The following is a 21,244-nucleotide window of genomic DNA, read 5'->3' as shown; positions in this document are numbered from 1 at the left end:
TATTACGTGAATTTGTGATCCAGCATGAAGGGACCGTTATTCAGGCAGATGAACATGACAGTGATAATCCTGACAACAAAGGGGCGTACACCAAGGATGAGGGAGGCCACTATTGGCAGGATGAACAGATTTGGCGTGTAGCTGATCTGAAAAACCGCATTTTGGACTATGCACGCGACAACGAGTACGATGCTGTTTTCCTGATAGACTCTGACCTGGTGCTGCATCCGCGTACATTGGAACAACTTGTATCGAGCGGCAAAGATATCGTATCCAATATCTTTTGGACCCGATGGCAGCCGGGGGCCAGGGAAATGCCTCAAGTCTGGTTGCAAGATGAGTATGCTTTGTATCGTCGCGGCGGCAAATCATCAGCCGGGAATGAAGCTGAAGACGAGGGCGCGCAAACGACTGCTTTTCTGAATCAACTGCGGATACCAGGTTGTTACGAAGTTGGAGGGTTGGGGGCATGTACGCTCATTCGCAAAAATGTTCTGGCAGCCGGGGTTTCCTATGACCAGATTCCGAATGTATCCTTCTGGGGTGAAGATCGTCATTTCTGTATCCGTGCGCAGGCACTTGGTTTTCGCCTTTTCGTTGATACGCATCTCCCGGCGTACCACATCTATCGCTTGTCTGAACTGCCGGGGGTAGCTGCCTTTAACCGCAGAGCCAGACGTGGCGAAGAGACGATCAGCATTACGCTCTGTATGATTGTGAAAAATGAAGAAGCTTCCCTCGCCAGATGTCTGGACTCGGTCAACGGCATTGCCGATGAGATTGTGATCGTTGATACCGGTTCAACGGATCGTACCCGTCAGATCGCTTCCAGATATACGGATCGTATCGTTGATTTTGAATGGGTGGATGACTTTGCAGCAGCACGCAACTTTGCCTTCGATCAGGCGAAGAGCGAATATATTCTATGGCTGGATGCCGACGATGTATTTGAAGCGGAAGATCGGGCGAAGCTTATTGCCCTGAAACGTTCGCTGGACCCGGCTGTTGATAGTGTCACGATGGATTACAATCTGTCATTCACGGCAGAAGGCAAAGTATCCTACAGTCTGCGCCGGAATCGCCTGGTGCGTCGGGACCGACAATTTCGCTGGATTGGCGCGGTGCATGAATATCTGGCTGTAGCAGGCAATCTGCTGCATAGTGATATAGCGGTTACCCATAAGAAAGATAAGGAATATACCGATCGGAATCTGCGGATCTATCGTAAAAGGGAACAGGCCGGAGAGGAATTCTCACCGCGTGACTTGTACTATTTTGGCAATGAATTGAAGGACCATGGACAGCATGAGGATGCGGTGAAGTACTACGAAAAGTTTCTGGACACCGGGCTGGGTTGGGTGGAAGATCAGATTGCTGCTTGCCAGAAAATTGCGGATTGCGAAGCCGCACTTAAACGATCGGAACAGGAAGTAACAGCGTTGTTCCGATCGTTCGCCTATGATTTGCCAAGAGCCGAGATTTGTTGTCGATTGGGTGGTTATTTTGCCGACCGTGAAGATTATCGCAAAGCCCTGTTCTGGTACGAACAGGCGACTCGCGCTGTACGTCCTGATGATCCTATGGTGGTGCTAAATGAAGCAGCCTGGACCTGGATGCCGCATCTGCAACTATGTGTATGTTATGACCGGATGGGTAACCGTGCCAAGGCCCGAGAACATAATGATATCGCACTCGCCTATCATCCAACACATCCGAGCATGTTATATAACGATCGTTACTTTAAAGATCTGGAGAAGGATAACGTATTGGAAAATGCTTAGCATTACGGTCGCAATGATGCCTCTTTCGTGGAATTGAATGGGTGAATCATCCCCATTTCCATGGAGAGGTTTTTTTACGTTGTCATGCAATGACTTCATAGTATCCATCGAGGACGGATTCACTTTGGAAATGGATTAATGTATTTCATCCAGGGGAGGATATGCTTTACAATAATGAATAACGGAAAAGCGGTGAACATGATTACCTGTCTTCGGCTGCCGAATTGATGAAGCAAGGGGAACTGAGTATGAATCTGACGGAAGTACTATTGGAGTCGAGGCTGGTCGCGATTGTGCGCGGTATTAGCCGTGAAGCGGCAGTAACAGCTGGACAAGGCATGACGAGTGGTGGAATTCGACTGATGGAAGTCACGCTGAACACACCTGGAGCACATGATATTATTGCAGACTGGCGTGAGCGGCATGAAGGAAAGGCTTATGTTGGAGCTGGTACGGTACTGAATGTGCAGATGGCGAAGGAAGCGGTCGCTGCAGGAGCTCAGTTTCTGGTGTCCCCCAATGTCGATCTGTCTGTCATTGAATATGCTGTAGAACATGGTGTCGAGATCTGGCCTGGAGCCATGACACCTACGGAGATTGTCGCTGCCCATGAAGCGGGAGCACGTGTTGTGAAGCTGTTTCCGATGGCGAGCCTGGGCATACCGTATCTGCGGGAGATTAAAGCTCCGCTGAACCACATCCCGCTGTTGGCAACAGGCGGCGCCACACTGGAGAATATTGCTGACTACTATGCAGCAGGTGCTGCTGCGGTAGGTCTGGGAAGTGCACTTTTACCACGCGAAGCCCTTGTAACAGGAGATCATGAGCAGATTGCAGCATGTGCACGGAGATTTGTGGAAGCAGCTGAAGCCTAGACTTCAGCGAAAGATGAGGGATATGTACATTTGGGTATATATTAAGGTAGCTTTAGATCAATTGTTGGATTATTCGTTATCATAAAAAACGATGTCGTTTAACGTGCCGTTCATTCTAGTGTCTTATGATGGATATATGCCAGAATTCGGAGAGGAGAGATGCCCTGTGAAAGCTAAAACAATGATTGGCGGCATGCTGGCCGTTGCTGCAGTAACGGCAGGTGGATTATGGAAGGCGGCGGTAAAGAGCCAGACACCCAAGAAGATTCCGATCACTCTGACACCTCCAATGCCATTCGAGGATGTGACCTTTGACAGTGGTGGAGGTCGGGTGCATGGCTGGTTCATCCCGGCCAGAGCCGATATTCTAAAACCTTGGCCGCTCGTGATTATTGCACATGGCTGGGGTTCCAATCGCTCCCGTGTTCTTCGTTATGCGAGGCCGATCTGGGAAGCAGGATATGCCCTGTTTATGTATGATGTCCGCAGTCATGGGGCCAGTGATCCGGTTCGTGCTGCATCTGCCTATCTGTTCCGGGATGATCTGCTGGCGGCATTGCAGTATACGACTGCACGACCAGAGATTGATGCGGATGCTATCGGAGTACTTGGACATTCGTTGGGTGGACTGGGTACGATTCTTGCAGTGACGGAAGGAATTCCGGTATCAGCAGTAATTACGGATTCCATGCCATCCCAATTTGAGGTTATCGTCAGTTCGGAGCTGAGACGCCGGCGTCTGCCTCTGTTTCCCCTGGCCCAGTTAATTCCGAGAATCTGGTTCTGGCGATTGGGTGAATCTCTGAAATCCTATCGTCAGCGTGATCCGGTGATGATGCTGAATGAACGGCGCAGGGGGATGCAACTCCCGATGCTCATGGTGCACTCCAAGGGAGATAATTTTATTCCTCCGAGTGAGCTTGAATATTTTATGTCTAAAGCCGATCCGCCTGTGGAACATCTATGGGTTAATAGCGGAGGACACAGTTGTTCCGAGGAAGATCCCGCGTTCTGGGATACCATTATTCCATTTTTGAAAACCCATGTTCATGGTCAGACGAAGTCGAATGATTCGTCTATAGCGAGCAGTTAACAGAGTGAGAATCAGCCTACATAAGAGTGCAGGCTAACAGAGAAACGCCAACATGATTGGCGTTTTTTTGCTGTTATGAGCAATATGCAGAAATTCACAATTGTAAAATTGACGGGAAAAGACGATTAAAAAGGAAGCTTATGGTATTATAGAATAGACTGGCAATATTCATGCGAGGTTATTTGTTATGCTTCTTTGTATGAAATTGAAGGGAGAGGTCCAGATTTGAGTTTGAATTGGAAGTTCAATGTACGTATCAAAATGTTCGCAACCAAAGTAACAACCGCAGCGATGGCAACACTGCTGCTCGCTACGCAAACACCAGGTTTTGCAGGCAGCGCATCAGCCGCGCAAGCAGAGCAGGTGAACGAAGCGACAACGGGGGAAAATGAACAACTAGACGCAACCAGCAATGACGTGCCAGAGGGAGCGAAAATCTCATCCAGGCAAGCCAGTGAAAATATACTTAGATTATTTCCATTGTTAAAGAAAGCAACGATCTCATCTGCACGATTCGATTCACCGAATTCCTATCCACCGCCAGACTACAAGGCATGGGAGATTGGATTCCAGATTACACAAGGCAATCATACATCGGGATTCAGTGGGACTGTACATGCAGGCACAGGGGAAGTGTTAAGTGTACATCTACCATCGGATATTCTGGATAAACATGTCTCGGGATCGGATGTTAAGCTAACGAAAGCGGAAGCTGAAGAGAAGGCTGTTGCACTGTTGTATCAAGCGATACCAGGCTTGAAGGATACGGAGTATGCTCCGCTAGGAGATCTGTATTCTTCCATCGAACAAGAGTCTTTGTTTGGCAGAACAGAATATCGATATGCTTACCAGTTAAAACATGACGGATTGTTATCTGACGCAGAGACAGTCTACATCAATGTGGATGAAAGTGGTTTGGTGACAGGTTACTCACGAGGTACTACCGCTGCTAAATATCCTTCATCGAAACCGGCAGCTTCGGAAGAGAAGGCCAGACAGCAGTTTGAAGAACAGTTTGATGTAGAGCTGGCTTATATCTCCAAAGATCGGTCGTCTTCCAAACAGGGTCAGCAGTACTACCTTGGATATACACCGAAGAATATCAGTATTGTTCCGATTGAAGCCAATACGTTGGAACGGATTAATACATTAACAGGCAAAGCAGTAGACGAGGATTCTTTACAGCAGGATACGAAGTTGCAAGGGGACGTAACGCCTTTTGTTCCGACCAATGGTACAAGATTAAATGTACAGCAGGCCGCCAATCGGGTGGTAACGAACTTTGATATTCCCAAGGGTTACAAGCTGGAGCATAGCCAGTTAAGCAAAGGTTTTTTTGCAAGTCCGAACAATCAGGTATGGAGTCTGAGCTGGAGCGATCGAAGTGCCAATACGTCCTATATGTTCATGCGGGATATTTCAGCACAGGTAGATGCAGTGACTGGTCAGATCTACAGCTATACGATGATGCAACGCATTGGACCAGAGCAGGAAAAGCAGACTGAAGAGAAAACAGGCAAATTGATTACCCGGAAGCAGGCTGAGAAACTGGCGATGAACACGGTGATCGCGTTAGTTCCAGATGCAACGGAGCAATTTCGATTGGCTAACGTTATTGAGATAGACGATGCTCGTACGTTTATGTTCCAACGCTATCTGAACGGAATTCAGGTGAAAGATGATACGGCACAAGTGCAGGTGTTGAACGATGGAACCGTGAATGAGTTCTATACACGCATTGCCGCAACACCTGAACAATTGCCAGCAGATGATAAGCCAGCCATCGGTTATGAAGAGGCCAAGGCACTCTATCTGGAGGAGTTCAAGCTGATCCTCGCATATTCCCGTTATGGCGGATACGGTCTGAACAACGGTCAAGTTATTCCGGTGGGGGTTAACCTTGCTTATATGCCAACCCGTGATGAGAATTCTATCTATGGCACTTATGAAGTACTGGATGCTAACACGGGAGAGTGGAAGCTTCAATACGGGGAGACAGGTGCTGCAAGCAAGACAGAACCTACGGATATCTTGGGCCATGTGGCCGAAGCTGCGCTTCGCAATATGACACAGCATGGTGTGTTGCTTGCGGATGAGCAGGGACGTGTATTCCCGGATCGGGTGATCACCCGAGGAGACTGGTTTAACTATTTGGCAAGAGCGATTAACCCGAATATGGATCTCTACTATAGTGGGGACGGAGATGACAAGCTATACGCTGATGTGACGCCTGACAGCCCTTATTATAAGGCAATCAAGGTTCTAATCGATCAACGCTGGCTTGCCGGAGCAGACCCGGAACAGAATCTGAACCCGCAAGAAGAGATGACGCGTGAAGAATTGGCGGTGCTGCTTGTACGTATACTGCGCTATGAGAAGCTGGCTGGATTCTACACTTTGTCATCCGATCTTCCCAACATTGCGGATGCTAGTGCCATTACAAGTAAAGGGGCGGTATCCCTGAGCTTGAAGCTGGGATTACTTCCTTCGATTGAAGGACGATTCATGCCTGCACGCAAAGTGACGGTAGCTGAAGCTTCACAGGTATTGGAACGGCTGGCGAAACTTCAAGGTAAGACAGATACGTTTATGAGTGGTAATCGTCTGTATTAGACGAGGAATTACTCATATTATGCCCGTACGAATCATAGGCTGAAGATAACGGGTACTCGTGATTTAATGAATTGAAGATCAAAGGGACCTTCCACAGAAGGTCTCTTTTGATTTGCTTTGACTAAACTAGAATGACGACAGAGCCTTTTGTGATACAATAGGGCGTGAGAACTTTGCAAAGAAGGGTGGGTTCCTTTCATGGGTAAGAACGGGAAACGAATTATCACCATACTGCTGGCAGGCTGTTTGATTGCTGTAGCGTTACCACGTACGGTTGATCTGGATCAACTGTATGCTGCATCAGGGACATCGGATATATCCACGGCAACAGATTTGCGGCAGACCTTGCTTACCGCAATGTCACAGCGGACGGAGGAACTTGTTTTTACATACAAAGGCAATGTGAAAGGCCTCAAAAAACAATTACAAACCTCCATCGATGAGGCAATGAAGAGTGACCCCTATATCCAATATACCGTTAAAAGTTACGCATTTAATTATAAAGGCTCCAATGTATCCGCCGAAGTACATGTGACACTTTCCTACCGGGAGACCAAGGAACAGACCGATTATGTGAATCGTAAAGTCACGAATGTGTTGAAAGAAATCATCAAACCCGGCATGACGGATCATGAGAAGGTCAAGGTCATCCATGACTGGATTGTGCTTAACCTTTCCTACGATACTTCGCTCAAGAAATATACGGCCTACGACGGGCTTGTTACAGGCAGTACCGTCTGTCAGGGATACTCATTGCTGGCTTATCGGATGCTGGAGCGAGTAGGCATCGATAACCGGATTGTGGAAGGTACAGCAGGCGGGCAGCTTCATGCCTGGAATATCGTGAACCTGGACGGCAAGTGGTATCACATGGACACCACCTGGGATGATCCTACCCCTGACCGAAAAGGTAAGGTAAGCCACAGCTATTATTTGTTAAGCGATGATGAGATGGCACGTGACCATATCTGGACAGGCAAAAGCAAGTACCCCGCTGCGCCAGCCCCATATCGAGAAGCTTTATTGAAGTTGGTGAAGGCTGGAGATAGCAAAAAGGCCGCTTATCAGAAGCTGTACCATGCTCTGGACTATTCCCTGTATGATGAACAGGATGCCGTTAAAGGCCATGCTGCGTTGAAGACCAAGGTTCAAAGTACACTGAAGGAAGGCGGAACCTCGCTCACGTTCAGGTACAAGGGTACGGAGGCTGGACTGATTGAAGATTTGCAGGATTTGTACCAGCTTGGCATGAAATCGATATCTTATTATGTGTCCAAAATGGAAGGTACTACGGATCTGCGCGTCAAAATTAACTGGACACTATAACAACCGTTTGAACAGGATGCTCCGCTTGAGGAGTATCCTTTTTTGCGTTCAATTTGTGTTCAACGACGAGGGTTTTAGTGTTGTCTATTTTTTGTATATGTCGCTTTGCTATTCTATTCTTCGGCGCATGCCAACACTACGTACGAGGAGGATATGCAAAAAATGAGGAAAAAAGTGAGCATAGTGATCATTGCTCTGTTGCTGGTCACACAAATGATGCAGGGTTGGATATTAACACCAACGATGCATGCTCAGGATGAATTAACTAATTTGCCAGCTAGTGCAATGAGCGATACAGCGGTAGAAGACGGTGCGGCAGGTTCGGGAGAAGTGAAAGAAGAACCTGTCATTCTGGAAGAAGATAAGGATGCCAGTACTCCAGAAGATCAGGAGGAAAATACGATGCATCTGCTTGATGCAGCTGCAGGTCCGATAATTACAGATCAATTGATTACCAGTGTGCAGATGTACAATCAGGCACCGCAAGACAATGGAAATGGAACGATTGAAATCAAAGGCGATAAGATTGAGGATATTCGTCCACGTATTCAGGATGAGGTGGCTGTCGTCTTTACATGGGGACTTGCAAATGACACCCACAACTATAGCGATGGTTCCACGTTTACCTTTAACTTGCCGGATAAATTCATTATTGGATCGCAGCTTAAAGGTAATCTGGATGGCGGTGTTGGGGAGTATGTGGTGAATCCAGATGGCACAATCATCTTTACCTTTAATGAACTGATCGAGCATGCGCAGCTGGAAGGCAACTTCTACGTGTGGCTTAAGTTCGATGAGAGCAAGATGGAAGATGGCTTGAAACAACAGATAGACTTTAGCTCCGTGGGGCAGCGCATCATCGATGTGCATTTTGCCAACACGGCCATAGATAAGTTGAAGAAATCGGGAAGCGCGAACAAAAACAACTTCAACTCGGATGAGATTAAATGGACCGTAGATTTTAACCAAGGCGAGAAGGCTATGAAAAATGCGGTTCTTTCAGATACATTGCCAACGAACCTTGAACTCAAGGGCAATATTGAAATTCGCGAATTAGAAGTGCAATTGAATGGATCTGTAAAAGAAGGTCCAGTCGTTCAAACAGAACCACAGTTTCCAATTCAATTGGGAGACACAGACAAGGCCTATCGTGTAACCTATACGACGAGTGTTAAAGCACCAACCACTGCTCCGTTCACCAATGTGGAGTATCAAAACCAGGTTGAGCTTACAACGGATCAGAGCGAGCATAACGAAACGGATATTGGCCGAGTTCGTGTGAGTTTTAATGAGCCCTTGAACAAATCAGGGCAAGATAGTGCGTATGATCCGGTGACACAGACAATCACATGGAAAGTGCAATATAACTACAATCAGCAAGAAATCATGCAAGCAAATGCATGGATTGAAGACCGTTTTGATACGGCCAAACAGCAACTGATCAATAATTCCGTCAACGTGTACCAAGTTGATATTAATGCGAGCGGAGCGGCTTCGAACAGAACGCTGGTGAATCCGAATGAATACACACTTGAAGCGGTGAATACAGGGTTCGATGACGGCTTCAGATTACATTTTAAGAACGACGTTACCAAGGCCTATGAGATCGAATATGATACACAATCCATTCATCGTGTATATACCAACGATACCATTACGAACACAGTGAACATGTATGATGGCACTTCCAAAACAGGCCGGAAAGACATTCGGGAAGTCATTTTTGCCAAAAGCGTGAAAAGTGAAAACTTCAACAAAAAAGAAATCGAATGGCAGATGGTGTTGAACCGTGATTTGCAGGACATGACGGATATCGTCATCACCGACAATTATGAAGGCAGACACATGAAGCTGATTCCGGGTAGTCTTCAAGTGAGTGGGGTTAACAAAGACGACTTCGAACTGACTCCAGACCCGGCTGATCCAACGTATGAAAAAGGATTCTCCGTTCGCCTGAAGGACGGCGTTACCATTAACACGGAACATGTCATAACCTATACGACAAGCTTTGATCCGACGGCAGGTATGCCAACGGATAATGAATATCGCAACTCGGCCAAGATCGATTGGGAAGAGTCTGATGTAGCACAGGCTGCGATTACCAAATCGGCTATGGTCAAACCGCAAGAGTATACCATTCAAAATGGTAACAAGAAGGGCGAATACAGCGCCAAAGACAAAACGATCACGTGGACAATTGATGTAAATTACAACTTGTTCGATATTCACGAAGCCATCCTCAAGGATGCCTACACAGGTAACCAATCTTTTGTAGACGGTTCATTGAAGGTTCATGAGCTGGTGTTGCAGGGAGAAAATAATGTTACTGCAGTCGGCGGCGAGGTTGCGCTGACAGATGGACAATTCCAGCTGAACACGGACGGTAAAGGTTTCACATTGGATCTGGGGAACATCGGCAAAGCAGCTTATCGCATTCAGTACCAAACAAGTCTGGATGGACCTTATTCCGTCGAAGGCACGTATGCCAACCAGGCTGTCCTAACCGACGGTGAAGGCGGTGAAGTGCGCTTTAACAGATCAGCGAACGTTACGCCAGCTCACGGTGGTGTGTATGTACAAAAAACAGGTCAACAGATCGGTACAACGGATAAAGCATCATGGACGGTAAATATCAATCCAAGTCAATCTTATGTTCCAGCGGGTTCTCCATTAACAGATACCCTGTCGGAAAACCAAATCTTATTGGCTGATTCATTGAAATTATATGCAACGAACCTGCCTGCCAACAATTCAGGCAATGTATCCAACAAAGCTGGACTGGTTGATCCGGCTGATTATGAATTGATCGTGGAAGGCAATACATTTACCTTCACCTTTAATAAAGATATTCATACGGCATTTATTCTGGAATATCAGTCCTATATTAATGCCGATCATGGCGCTCGAATTGAGAATAAAGTTGAATTCGCAGGTCAGTCTTCTTCAGTGGTGGGCGAAGGCAATCAGGTGGGTATCAAAGTTTCATTGGCTGGAGCAGGTGGAGGAGCCTCCACAGGTTTAGGCAAAATCAGAATTCATAAAGTCAGTGATACAGGCGTTCCGCTGGAAGGAGCCATATTCGCAATCTATAATGCGTCTGGGACTACGCTTCTGGAAACATTGAAACCAACGGATGAGAATGGAGTAGTTGAAAGCTCCAGGAACTATCGGCTGAACAATCTGACGAATGGCGTGCCTTATAAGTTAAAAGAATTATCTGCACCCGCAGGATACTTGGTTGATCCAGAGTATGGCTCTGCCTCAGGTAAAACGATTGAATTCAAGGATGCGGATATCGCCTTTGAAATTGAAAATAAAAAGATTCGTCAAGGCTTCGAATTAACTAAGGTAGATGCAATTGACTCATCCAAGAAGCTCCAGGGTGCAGCGTTTGAATTGTACTTGAACAACGGTGCAACCCGAGAGAAAATAGACGAGTTAACGACAGGGGAAGATGGGAAAATCGCCAAAGGAGATCTCTTGCCTGGGGATTATGAATTGGTCGAAGTTGTGGCACCTGAGTTTTATCAGTTGGATGCTACCCCGATCCCCTTCACCATTGTAGAGAATCAGACTCAGATTATTACACTGACGAAGTCGAATGCAATGGGGACGGGTGGTAAACTTGTCGTTACCAAAGTAAATGCCAAGGATCACTCCGTATTAAGCGGGATTGAATTCGAGCTGCATGATTCTTCTAATATAGTCATCGATACAAAAGTAACGGACCTGAACGGGGTCATTGAATTTGACGGGTTGACCTATGGTTCGTATACATTGGTAGAAACCAAGGCAGAAGGATTTGTTATTGAACAACCTGAGACGGTTGTATCTATTACTAAACCGGAAACCCGATTGACCATTGAAAATAAAGAAAATGATCGTTCCGTGAAATTGATTAAAACCAATGCGGGTCGAACTCAGCATCTACAAGGTGCAGTATTTGAATTGTGGGCTCAGACGAACTTGATGGATGCGGACGGAAACTGGAAATTTGACGTCGTTACGGGAATTGACCAAGCGCTCCTGACAACGGATCTCCATGGTGAGCTTCAGTTGAGCGATCTGCAACCTAACACATATCGCTTGATTGAGGTTAAAGCACCGAACGGATATATCTTGGACACAGCACCTGTACCATTTGAAATTACGAATATACAAACCGAAACCGTAGTTGTGGAAAAGACAAATCAGGCTATCCCAGTATCGGGCGGTGGATCGAGTGGACCTTATAATCCGGGAACACCTACTACGGGTGTAACACCGGATCCGGAGAAACCAGTAACACCAGGACCGGAAACACCAGGAACGTCTATCCCAGGCACAGTGATTACTGGACCTACTGAACCTGAAGACGGAACCGAAATTCCAACAGATGAAGATAACGGAGTAACTCCTCCTTCGCCTGGCGTTTCCAACGGTGACGACACTGCACCTCCAGTTGGGGGTACAGATACAACGGATGGGGATAGCGCACTGGCACCTTCTGCGGGAACGGATACAGATGGATCGCAGGGGACTGGGAATTCTGCATCACAGGGAATGCTGCCGAAGACTGGCGAAGAGAGCACATGGGCTTTCACTGTGGCAGGCATGATGCTGATGGCACTAGGTAGTGTGGGCTACGTTTACTTCCGAGGTAGACAACTGCTTCAGCGTTAGATCGCACGCAGCACGTAATGCAGGAACAGATCATATTCAGATAAAAACACCCTCTAGCTTCACAAGTGACCCAGAGTCACCGTGTGAATATACTAGAGGGTGTTTTATTTTGTTTCAACTGAATCATAAGGAAGATCAGAACCCAGCAACGTCCGGATTTACTTTAATAGCTCTTACAATTAGCCGATGTGTTGGATTGACGAGTGGATCACAGGTAATCAAGGTAAGGACCTGTCCAAGTCCGGGGTCTTCCAGCACAGATAAGTCATTTGGCTCCACAACGGATATCTGGTCTACCTTATATTTCATAACCGTTCGATCTGCCAAGGTGACTTCCATTGAATCGCCAATCTGGAGTTCTCCCAAGCGATTGAACAGTCGACCTTTTCTGTGCGCGCGATGAGCGGCTATGGCGGCATTACCTTTGTTACCGATTCTAGTGGTCTCGACAAGATGGGTTGCAGCTACCTTCATGTTTTCTTCCGTTGCACCCTCCAGAATCGGTAAGCGGACATCAATCTTGTCAATCGATAGTACACCCAACGTATTCGACGATGCCTCTTGCACTGGATCTGTATTGTTAGTAGTCGGCTCGGCGGAAGCCGCATCCTGTATGCCTTGTTCGAAGGAGTGATTAAGCTTGGACAAGCCGTTTTGCAATTGCTCCAGATCGTTCATAACACGGGTTTGCTGCCAGTCATAATACGTCTCCCGCAGGAAAGGAAAGCTGATGATCAGAATGCCCAGTAGAATGAGCAGGATAGAGAATTTTTTCATTATACGTCAACTCCCGTTGTCCAAGAAAAATAGTATACCTTTCTCTATTTTACTTACGGACCTATACAAAATATGGACAGCGACGTAAGGACGTACAGGAATGTGCGAAGGGGAGGGCTGACCCAAAACAAAACCTCCCGGTGTCGCTACAGTAGGAAACTGCAACGCCAAGGGGAGGTTTTATTATATAAAGTCAATTGTAGCTGTAGATGATAGTACGTTGGAGCTACTATTTGTTACTTGGTGAATCGGTAGGTGTAAAATCACATTCTTTCAGCGGCACCACTTTAGTTTTTTTGATCCATTTGTAACCGAGCCACAACACCAGGAACAGTGGTACGCTCAGGTAGGCAACGATGGCGCCACTCCAGTCGATCTCGTCACCCGTAAATGCCTGATAGTTCTGTCCAATAATCACGATAATACACAGGACAAAGGCAAAGATCGGCCCAAACGGGAACCAACGTGCCCGGTAAGGCAGATCGCTCAGGTCCCTGCCTTGTGCAACGTATGCACGACGGAAGCGATAATGACTGATAGCGATACCTAGCCAAGTAATAAAACCACACATACCGGATGCATTCAGCAACCAGGTATACACAATGCCATCGCCGAAGAGGGAGGCAAGAAATGCTAACATGCCAACGGCTGTGGTAAGCAGCAAGGCATTCATGGGAATGCCTTTTTTGTTCAACTTACCGAGGAAACGAGGGGCTTTACCGTCTCGGGCAAGGGCATAGAGAACCCGGCTCGACGCATACATGCCTGAGTTTCCGGCAGAGAGTACAGAAGTCAGAATAACGGCATTCATGACGGAAGCCGCAATGGCGAGTCCAGCTTTCTCAAACACCAGTGTAAACGGGCTGACCCCGATATTTTCCAGATCTCCTTTGAGCAGATTCGGATGAGTATACGGGATGATCAGACTGATCACGGTAATCGCCAAAATGTAAAAAATCAGAATGCGCCAGAATACCTGACGAATCGCACGAGGTACATTTTCGCGCGGATTTTCACTTTCCCCGGCGGCTACCCCGATAAGCTCGGTACCCTGGAATGAGAATCCCGCAGCCATGAATACGCCTAACACGGCGAAGAATCCGCCATGAATGGGCGCATCACCGATGGTGAAGTTGCTGAAACCAACGGCTTCTCCGCCCATAATACCAAAGATCATAAGCACACCAACGGCCAGGAAGATGATAACGGTAGCTACTTTAATAATGGCGAACCAGTATTCGGACTCCCCGTAGCCTTTGACGGAAAGTACATTCAAGGCAAAGATCAGCACGAGGAACAGTAAGCTCCATAACATGGACGAACTGTCGGGAAACCAATATTTAATGAGCACTGTAGCGGCAGCAAGCTCTGCTGCAATGGTTACCGCCCAGTTGTACCAGAAGTTCCAGCCCATGGCGAACCCGAGGGCAGGATCGACAAAACGTGCGGCATACGTATTAAATGAACCGGAGTCCGGCATAAAGGTAGCAAGCTCACCAAGGCTGGTCATGAGGAAATAAACCATGATGCCAACGGCCGCGTAGGCAATTAATGCGCCACCAGGGCCTGCGGTTGAGATGGCGGTACCACTAGCGAGAAACAGCCCGGTGCCAATTGAGCCACCGAGGGCGATCATCGTCATATGGCGTGCGCGTAATCCTTTTTTCAGGGAAGGTCCAGTTGTTGTTGTTGTTGTTGGGTTACTGCGGTCTTGCATGGAAACACTCCTTCATTCGATATACTGATGTTTGCGATAATTGCTTCCTAAACAAAAAGACCACAGGCATCAGCCTGCGGTCTTTAATATTTCAATGTCCGCACCATGTCCCAGATGATTAAGATAGCTCAACACAGAAGAATTCATACCTTTATACAAAGGAAATGTACTTCCGTGACAGTTCTGCGCCTTTCGACAGCAGCCCCAGCCCACCGGACCGTATAAGGAACGTCCAGTGAGCTTCGGCGGGTGCACCTTTCGGCTGATCTCATAAGCGGCTCCTTAGCGCCTCCTTCAGCGTACTGATCGCACCCGCGACCTCTACCTCACCATTCATGAATGAGGTGTATCTATTGTCTATGAAATTATGAACAACACAACTTAACACGGTATGTTCAGTTTAGTAAACAGACAATCAGTATAACGCGCATGCTTTTCCAGTGCAATAACAATTGTTGGATGTGAGGTTTGAGGGACGACTATTCCTCTTTTTTGTTGCGGCCGGCCATCTGTTGCCATACCGTTCCGGCAGCTTGTTCGCCGGATTCGATTCGTTCCAGAGCCATCTTGGCTTGCAGGCTGACTTCGAATTCGGGATCATCGGCTGCAACTCGCAACGCTTGCTCTGCTTCTTCTGTACCGACCTCATATAGAAAACGTGCAGCACGCCAGCGGACAAGTTTACTTTTATCCAATAATGTTGCTGTCATGGCTGGTGTAGCGGCAGGATCGCCGATATCAGACAAGGTATCTCCGGCCGTACGGCGTACTGCAGGTGAACTGTCCTGGAGCGCTTCATATAACAGTTCCATTGCTTCCGGTGTACGAATGTCTCCCAGGTATACCACGGCCAAGCGCCGGATCTGCATTTTGTCATCATGCAGAGCTTGAGCCACAAGTGGTAATCTTTCTGCCGTAGGCTCCATACCGTCCAAGGCAGCATAGCGAACATTCCAGTCTCCGTTACGCAGGGCCTCTTCGAGTTCGGCACCATCCAGTTCGCGACGACGCTCAATAAATTCTTCGGAGTTGGTGCCATGTTCAATCGCCTGTTGGATGACCTGCTCCAGTCGTTCTGGCGGATAGGCCGCTTCCAGCTCCTGCTCAACTTCCCGTGCGATGTCCGGTAATTCGCCGTAACGAACGCCATAATCACTCAGTTTACGTTCTTTGATCATCGTTGCACTGGCAACTTCCGTAACGGCTTTGACAAAACGATCCGATAGCGAGATTCGTTCTTCTTTGGCTCCGGCTTTAACCCTGATTTGCATGGGTACGCCTCTGAAGAACTGAACGAATACCTGTGCTTCTCCGAAGTGTTCGCCAGATCCATCTTCGGACTCAATCCAGTCCAGATCGATGCCTTGCTGTCCGAGACGATTCTGGACTTCGCCCAAGATAACGGACCAGTCGGCATTCCCTTTACGATCAAGTGCCACAAAGTCTGTTGTGTGGAACACACTTTTTACGCCGGGAATATGGAGCATCTGGCGAATGAACGCCGGGGCGGATCGTTCGTTGTCCAGTGTATATGTTCTGCGAATTCCGTCCTCCAGACGTTCATCGAGATGCAGCATCATCGTATTTGGACTCGGTGTTGGTTCAATGGAAACAATATTCATCAGTGTAACCTCCTATAATACCAAATTCATCCTTAACCTCCCGTAAATTAAATCACACGGGTATTTCTCTATTTTACATCAATGTGTGGAATCTGCGAAATTATCGAGAAGCGATATGGGCATATCTGACACTTAATGTGAAGAAGTACGAAATTTGTTAACACTTCTTTCATGTTCACACACAAACATTTTTAAACGAAAATTGGCACAATAATAAGAAGAAACAACTGGAGGTTATACTTATGGAACCCATTACCGTGCTCTCGGATGGAAAACGTCGTATTGCATATGAGAATATTGTTCAATTGTTCAGGAACTGGATGGAGGACTCAACATCTGGTTTCGCGATAGAAACACATCGGGGAAGTTGGGAAAATGCCCGTTATTGTATTGTTGATTATCAGATTGCCGAAGAAGCGGTGTCAGCAGCGAATGCCATTCGGGCTTTTATGCCACAACTTCCGTTACTGGTTATTACTGATTTCAAATCCCTTATTCGGAAGCGCCACCTGCAACAGATTACAGGTACAGGTGAGATGAAGATGTTTCTCTGGAACGAGCAAGACCCGGATCATCTTATCAAAGATATGGAGAGTTGGTTTCATTCGTCGTCTGTCTACAAATCACAAATAGCCATACCGCCTATCTTATCCATGAGATAAAAGAGGGATATGGCCAAAGTTTTTAATTTGAATCGTTACGATCGTTATTAGATCACATATTTATAGCCTGTTCCCCAAACCGTCTTAATATAACGTGGGTTTTTGGGGTCAGGCTCAATTTTTTTACGCAGACTCGAGATATGAACATCAATGGTACGATCCAGATAGGCGCGTTCGGAGCCTTTGATTCGATCCATCAGTTCATTGCGGGTGAACACTTTACCCGGATTTCGGTACAATTCCTTCATAATCTCGAACTCAATATGAGTGACCTCGATTTCAACGCCATCCACAAACAGGGTTCTTCTGTACTCATTCACATTCACATGCCCAGTAACCTCTGCCTGCTTGTCTTCCTTTACCGGTTTATCCTGATAGGAAATGATTGATCTTCGCAGCAGTGCTTTAATCCGGGCATCCAACTCTTTCAAACTAAATGGTTTGCATAGAAAGTCATCCGCACCATTATGCAATGCGCGAAGTCGATCATTCAGCATGGTGCTTGCCGAGATCATCAGAATGGGCACAGTGGAGTGCTGCCGAAAGGCTTCTACGAGATCATTTCCATCCATTTCAGGAAGCATGAGATCCGTTACAACAATATCCGGCTGGAATTGTGGAAACAGTTGAAGTGCCTCGCGGGCATGATGAACCCGTTCAGTGATGTATCCTTCCTCCTCAAGAAAGAAAGCAATCATGTCGGCCAGATTTTTCTCATCCTCTATAAGAAGTACTTTGATCGTCATAGGGTCACACTCCTGGTGAAAATAATATGTTAAGAAAATACTAAAAAAACAAGGTGAATTGCGAATAAATGCCGCAAATTATTTAATGTTTGTATTCCAAAATATAGGATGTATATGTAGAGAAGCAATAAGCTTTTTTTATTGAGCTTCAATATCTTAGCATGAATGCAGTTGGGTTGCCGATCACTCAGAATTTCCCAAATCTACACCAACTACTAATTACAGTATAATAGATCAGAACGAGTTAAGGGGAAAAAAAAGTAGATTGTATCCGCTTAAGCTTATAGGGGGAACCAACGTTGTTGTTGAAAACAGAAGAAAAATTGATCCATGAGGGCAACTGCTTATGGATCATATAAAGAAGATACAGATGCCGGATTGGGTGATTTCGAAGTTGCAGATCCCCTGGATTGGGACCTGCGTTTTAATTATGCTGGGCTCACTAAGCACTATTTTTCCACTGACGTTATTCTATGGTGTGCAAATTATGGTAGGCAGCGCAGCAGTTCTCATTGCTCTTCGTTTGCATGGGGCTATCTATGGATTGATCACCTTTACAGTCATCCACCTGTTAAATAACATCGTTGCCGGCTTCGAACCACGGAATTTAACCGTAATGATGGCGCATTTCATTGAATTGCTCTGGATGCTCGGTTGGCAGATTCGTTGGAAGAACGGAAGCCTAATCAAGGCGAATGCTGTCTTCTGGGTAGTGATGTTACTTCCGGTTATCTATTGCGGGCATTATGTATTGGGATTGGATATAGAAGATTTGAAGTATGAGTATATGTATATTGCCGTGATTGGCATGGTGAATGCTCTGATTGCAGGTATTGTGGTGGATTTCTGGATCACTATGGGTGAGCAAAAATCAAAGCGCACGGGAACCATTCCGCTCACAAGGATTGCTTTTAAATACGTAGTCGCCTTCGTGGTATTTGTTTCTCTCGTATTGTTATCCGCCGATAGCCGAAGACAGTTGAGTCAGATGAATGATGCCATATTACGTGAGATGAAATATGCATCGAATGCGGTTGTTCAGGATCTTGATGAAGAGTATGTTACTGCTGAGAATATGGAACAAAATATGACGCGTTATCATCATCTACTGGGTGTGAATGTGATTCTGCTTAATCGGAATGATACAGTCGTCGCTTCTGGTTTGAATGCACTTCACCCTGGTGAGTACCTGGACATGGACAGGTTCAGTCTTCTGAAGTCGAGGGATAACCTTATTCTGTTTAGTTCTGCAAATATCCATTACAGCGATGTATTGAATCATTGGAAACAAGCCTCTTTTATCTATGAAGCAGAAATGACAAATATAACACCTTATCGGGTATTTATTGTGACTGACTCGTCCAAGTATTACCCCCGAATTGAATCGATCTATCTGACCACACTGCAATCCCTGTTCATCATCATCGTGGCTTCTATGATTGTAGCGGCTCCTCTCAGCAGTAAGGTCGTTAGCCCGTTGTTAAGACTGACCAGGATGACAGGCTCTCTGCCGAGAATATTGTTTCGAAATGGGAAGCTGGAGTGGCCTACCAGCCATGTAACCGAAGTACAGATCCTGATTGGTAATTTGCGTAAAATGGCTGATGTGCTGCTGGAACAATTCGAACAGATTCGTCATGACAAGTTAACGCTGGAGGACAGGGTCATAGAACGCACCAAGGAACTTAAGAATAGTGAAGAGGTCAAACGTGCAATTATTGAATCCTCTATTGATGCCATTATCGCTGTGGACTCCACTGGGCAGATCATCGAGTTTAATCCGGAGGCTGAAAGAATGTTTGGATTGCGTCGGGAAGAAGTGATCCTGCATAAGGAAGCGCCGTCTCTTTTCCAAGGGGCAAGCTGCATGGAGATCAAGAAATTGTTGGAGCGATTCGAATATGTTGAAGGTAAGAGATACACGATTGTAGATGAAATTTCAGGGATTCGCCGGGATGGTTCCGTCTTTCCGATTGAGTACAAAATTGTAGAAATTCAGCTTGGCAAGAATGAGACGTTATATAATCTGTTTATTAAGGATATTACGGAGCGGACCAGAGCAGAAGAAGATCGTGTGCGTCATGCCCTTGCGCTGGAGAAGCTCAACTCGGAGTTGTTCAATGAAAAGATTGCTATTCAGGAACAGCGAGATATCAGTGAGCAATTTATTGAATCCGTACGAGAAGGGCTCGTGATGTCTGATCGATCAGGGACCATAACCATCGTCAACCGAAGGATCGAAGAGATGTTTGGTTTGGGTGATTTTCTGGGCAGATCTATTGAAGATTTGGCGCAGGCGATTGATACGATGGTACTAACGGACAACTTCAATCTGATGGAACAGACTAGAGCATTTCTGAATGGAGAAACAGCGTTTATCGAAACCGAATTTATATTCAATAATGTGGATAAAAGTGTGTTTTCCTTGTACATGAAACAGATGGATGTCCCGGGTAAAAACCATGGTTTTCTGCTGGTGTTCCGTGACCGGACAGGAGAAGAACGGCTGGATCGGATGAAAAATGAACTGATCAGTGTGGTATCTCATGAGCTGCGAACGCCTGTAGCCACCATTATGGGGTATGTGGAATTAATGATGATGTATGACCTTCCGGCAGCTCAGCAGCAGGAATTCATGCAGACCATCGCTTCCGAGGGCAAGCGGCTGAGCAGTCTGCTCGATGATGTGCTTGATATTCAGCGCCTCGATAACGAAGGCATGGCTTACCATATGACGTATGTACCGCTGGTTGAGTTGGTAGAAGGGGTTGCCGAACAGTGGAATATGAAGTCTACCCAACGTATCTACGTGCATACGTTTAATGGAGACTTTTTTGCTTATGCTGACCAGAACAGGATGGTTCAGGTTCTGCATAATCTGGTGGGCAATGCAGTCAAGTATTCTCCAGGAGCCGATCGCATTGATGTTACGTTGTGGGAAGAAGAAGAATGGTTATGTCTTGATGTGCGTGATTATGGAATAGGGATTGCGGAGCAAGAGAAGGACATGTTATTCAACAAATTCTATCGAGTGGATAATTCGGACCATCGGCAGATTGGTGGAACAGGAATCGGGCTGTACATTTCCCGTAAAATTGTAGAGGATCACAAGGGAACACTGACCTTTATATCTGCACCGGACAAAGGAAGTACATTCAAGGTACGACTGCCCAAGCAGGACGTATTGGTTTAAATGTAATGATGGATGAAGAGATGCATTTCTCTCTTTTATGATCAATATTTTATGTATGATACCTACGAATAGAGCCTTTACCCTTCAGCGCGTAAGCGTGATAAGGAGAAAGGCTTTTTTTGTTTTTCAATTTTCCCGGATAAAAAAACAACTTCTTTTGCAAACTGTCTATAGAGC

At 46.4% G+C, this 21,244-nt stretch carries 12 protein-coding genes and 1 riboswitch; of the genes, 8 read left to right on the top strand and 4 right to left on the bottom strand.

Annotation, left to right across the window (positions count from 1 at the left end):
• Positions 1-710: 710 nt before the first annotated feature.
• From NKT06_RS32030 to NKT06_RS26955, 6 genes are all read left to right on the top strand, one after another.
• Positions 711-1,781: a glycosyltransferase gene (locus NKT06_RS32030; protein WP_442034212.1), complete on the top strand. Its 1,071-nt coding sequence runs from the start codon at positions 711-713 to the stop codon at positions 1,779-1,781.
• A gap of 248 nt (positions 1,782-2,029) precedes the next feature.
• Complete coding sequence (locus NKT06_RS26975; RefSeq protein WP_253440952.1) at positions 2,030-2,656, top strand: bifunctional 4-hydroxy-2-oxoglutarate aldolase/2-dehydro-3-deoxy-phosphogluconate aldolase; 627 nt, start codon at positions 2,030-2,032, stop codon at positions 2,654-2,656.
• Positions 2,657-2,822: 166 nt separating this feature from the next.
• Positions 2,823-3,749 (top strand): alpha/beta hydrolase, encoded by a 927-nt coding sequence (locus NKT06_RS26970; RefSeq protein WP_253440951.1) that lies wholly within the window; start codon positions 2,823-2,825, stop codon positions 3,747-3,749.
• Between the two features lie 225 nt (positions 3,750-3,974).
• Positions 3,975-6,362: an S-layer homology domain-containing protein gene (locus NKT06_RS26965; protein ID WP_253440950.1), complete on the top strand. Its 2,388-nt coding sequence runs from the start codon at positions 3,975-3,977 to the stop codon at positions 6,360-6,362.
• Between the two features lie 198 nt (positions 6,363-6,560).
• Positions 6,561-7,688, top strand: coding sequence for a transglutaminase domain-containing protein (locus NKT06_RS26960; RefSeq protein ID WP_062836448.1), 1,128 nt, complete (start codon positions 6,561-6,563; stop codon positions 7,686-7,688).
• Between the two features lie 162 nt (positions 7,689-7,850).
• On the top strand, positions 7,851-12,350 hold the full coding sequence (locus NKT06_RS26955) for a collagen binding domain-containing protein (protein ID WP_253440949.1): 4,500 nt from the start codon (positions 7,851-7,853) through the stop codon (positions 12,348-12,350).
• A gap of 135 nt (positions 12,351-12,485) precedes the next feature.
• On the opposite strand, the gene NKT06_RS26950 is transcribed toward NKT06_RS26955, so the two are convergent.
• The 3 genes from NKT06_RS26950 to NKT06_RS26940 all read right to left on the bottom strand — a co-directional run bounded on the left by NKT06_RS26950 (position 12,486) and on the right by NKT06_RS26940 (position 16,466).
• On the bottom strand, positions 12,486-13,127 hold the full coding sequence (locus NKT06_RS26950) for a class D sortase (protein WP_253440948.1): 642 nt from the start codon (positions 13,125-13,127) through the stop codon (positions 12,486-12,488).
• A gap of 229 nt (positions 13,128-13,356) precedes the next feature.
• Positions 13,357-14,844 (bottom strand): amino acid permease, encoded by a 1,488-nt coding sequence (locus NKT06_RS26945; protein ID WP_253440946.1) that lies wholly within the window; start codon positions 14,842-14,844, stop codon positions 13,357-13,359.
• A gap of 116 nt (positions 14,845-14,960) precedes the next feature.
• A riboswitch (Lysine riboswitch) is annotated at positions 14,961-15,176 on the bottom strand.
• 147 nt (positions 15,177-15,323) lie between these two features.
• On the bottom strand, positions 15,324-16,466 hold the full coding sequence (locus NKT06_RS26940; protein WP_253440944.1) for a virulence factor: 1,143 nt from the start codon (positions 16,464-16,466) through the stop codon (positions 15,324-15,326).
• 242 nt (positions 16,467-16,708) lie between these two features.
• Between NKT06_RS26940 and NKT06_RS26935 the strand changes: the two genes are divergently transcribed.
• A complete protein-coding gene (locus NKT06_RS26935; protein ID WP_253440942.1) occupies positions 16,709-17,128 on the top strand; it encodes a hypothetical protein in 420 nt (139 codons plus the stop codon).
• Between the two features lie 47 nt (positions 17,129-17,175).
• On the opposite strand, the gene NKT06_RS26930 is transcribed toward NKT06_RS26935, so the two are convergent.
• On the bottom strand, positions 17,176-17,874 hold the full coding sequence (locus NKT06_RS26930) for a response regulator transcription factor (protein ID WP_017692253.1): 699 nt from the start codon (positions 17,872-17,874) through the stop codon (positions 17,176-17,178).
• A gap of 346 nt (positions 17,875-18,220) precedes the next feature.
• Here NKT06_RS26930 and NKT06_RS26925 point away from each other — a divergent pair, with 346 nt between their 5' ends.
• Entirely contained in the window at positions 18,221-21,067 is a 2,847-nt protein-coding gene (locus NKT06_RS26925; protein ID WP_253440940.1) for a PAS domain-containing sensor histidine kinase, read from the top strand.
• Positions 21,068-21,244: the final 177 nt, after the last annotated feature.

The sequence above is a fragment of the Paenibacillus sp. 1781tsa1 genome, assembly GCF_024159265.1.
GTDB lineage: Bacteria > Bacillota > Bacilli > Paenibacillales > Paenibacillaceae > Paenibacillus.
Note: the sequence above shows the minus strand (reverse complement) of the source record. Positions and strands in the feature narration are given on the sequence as shown.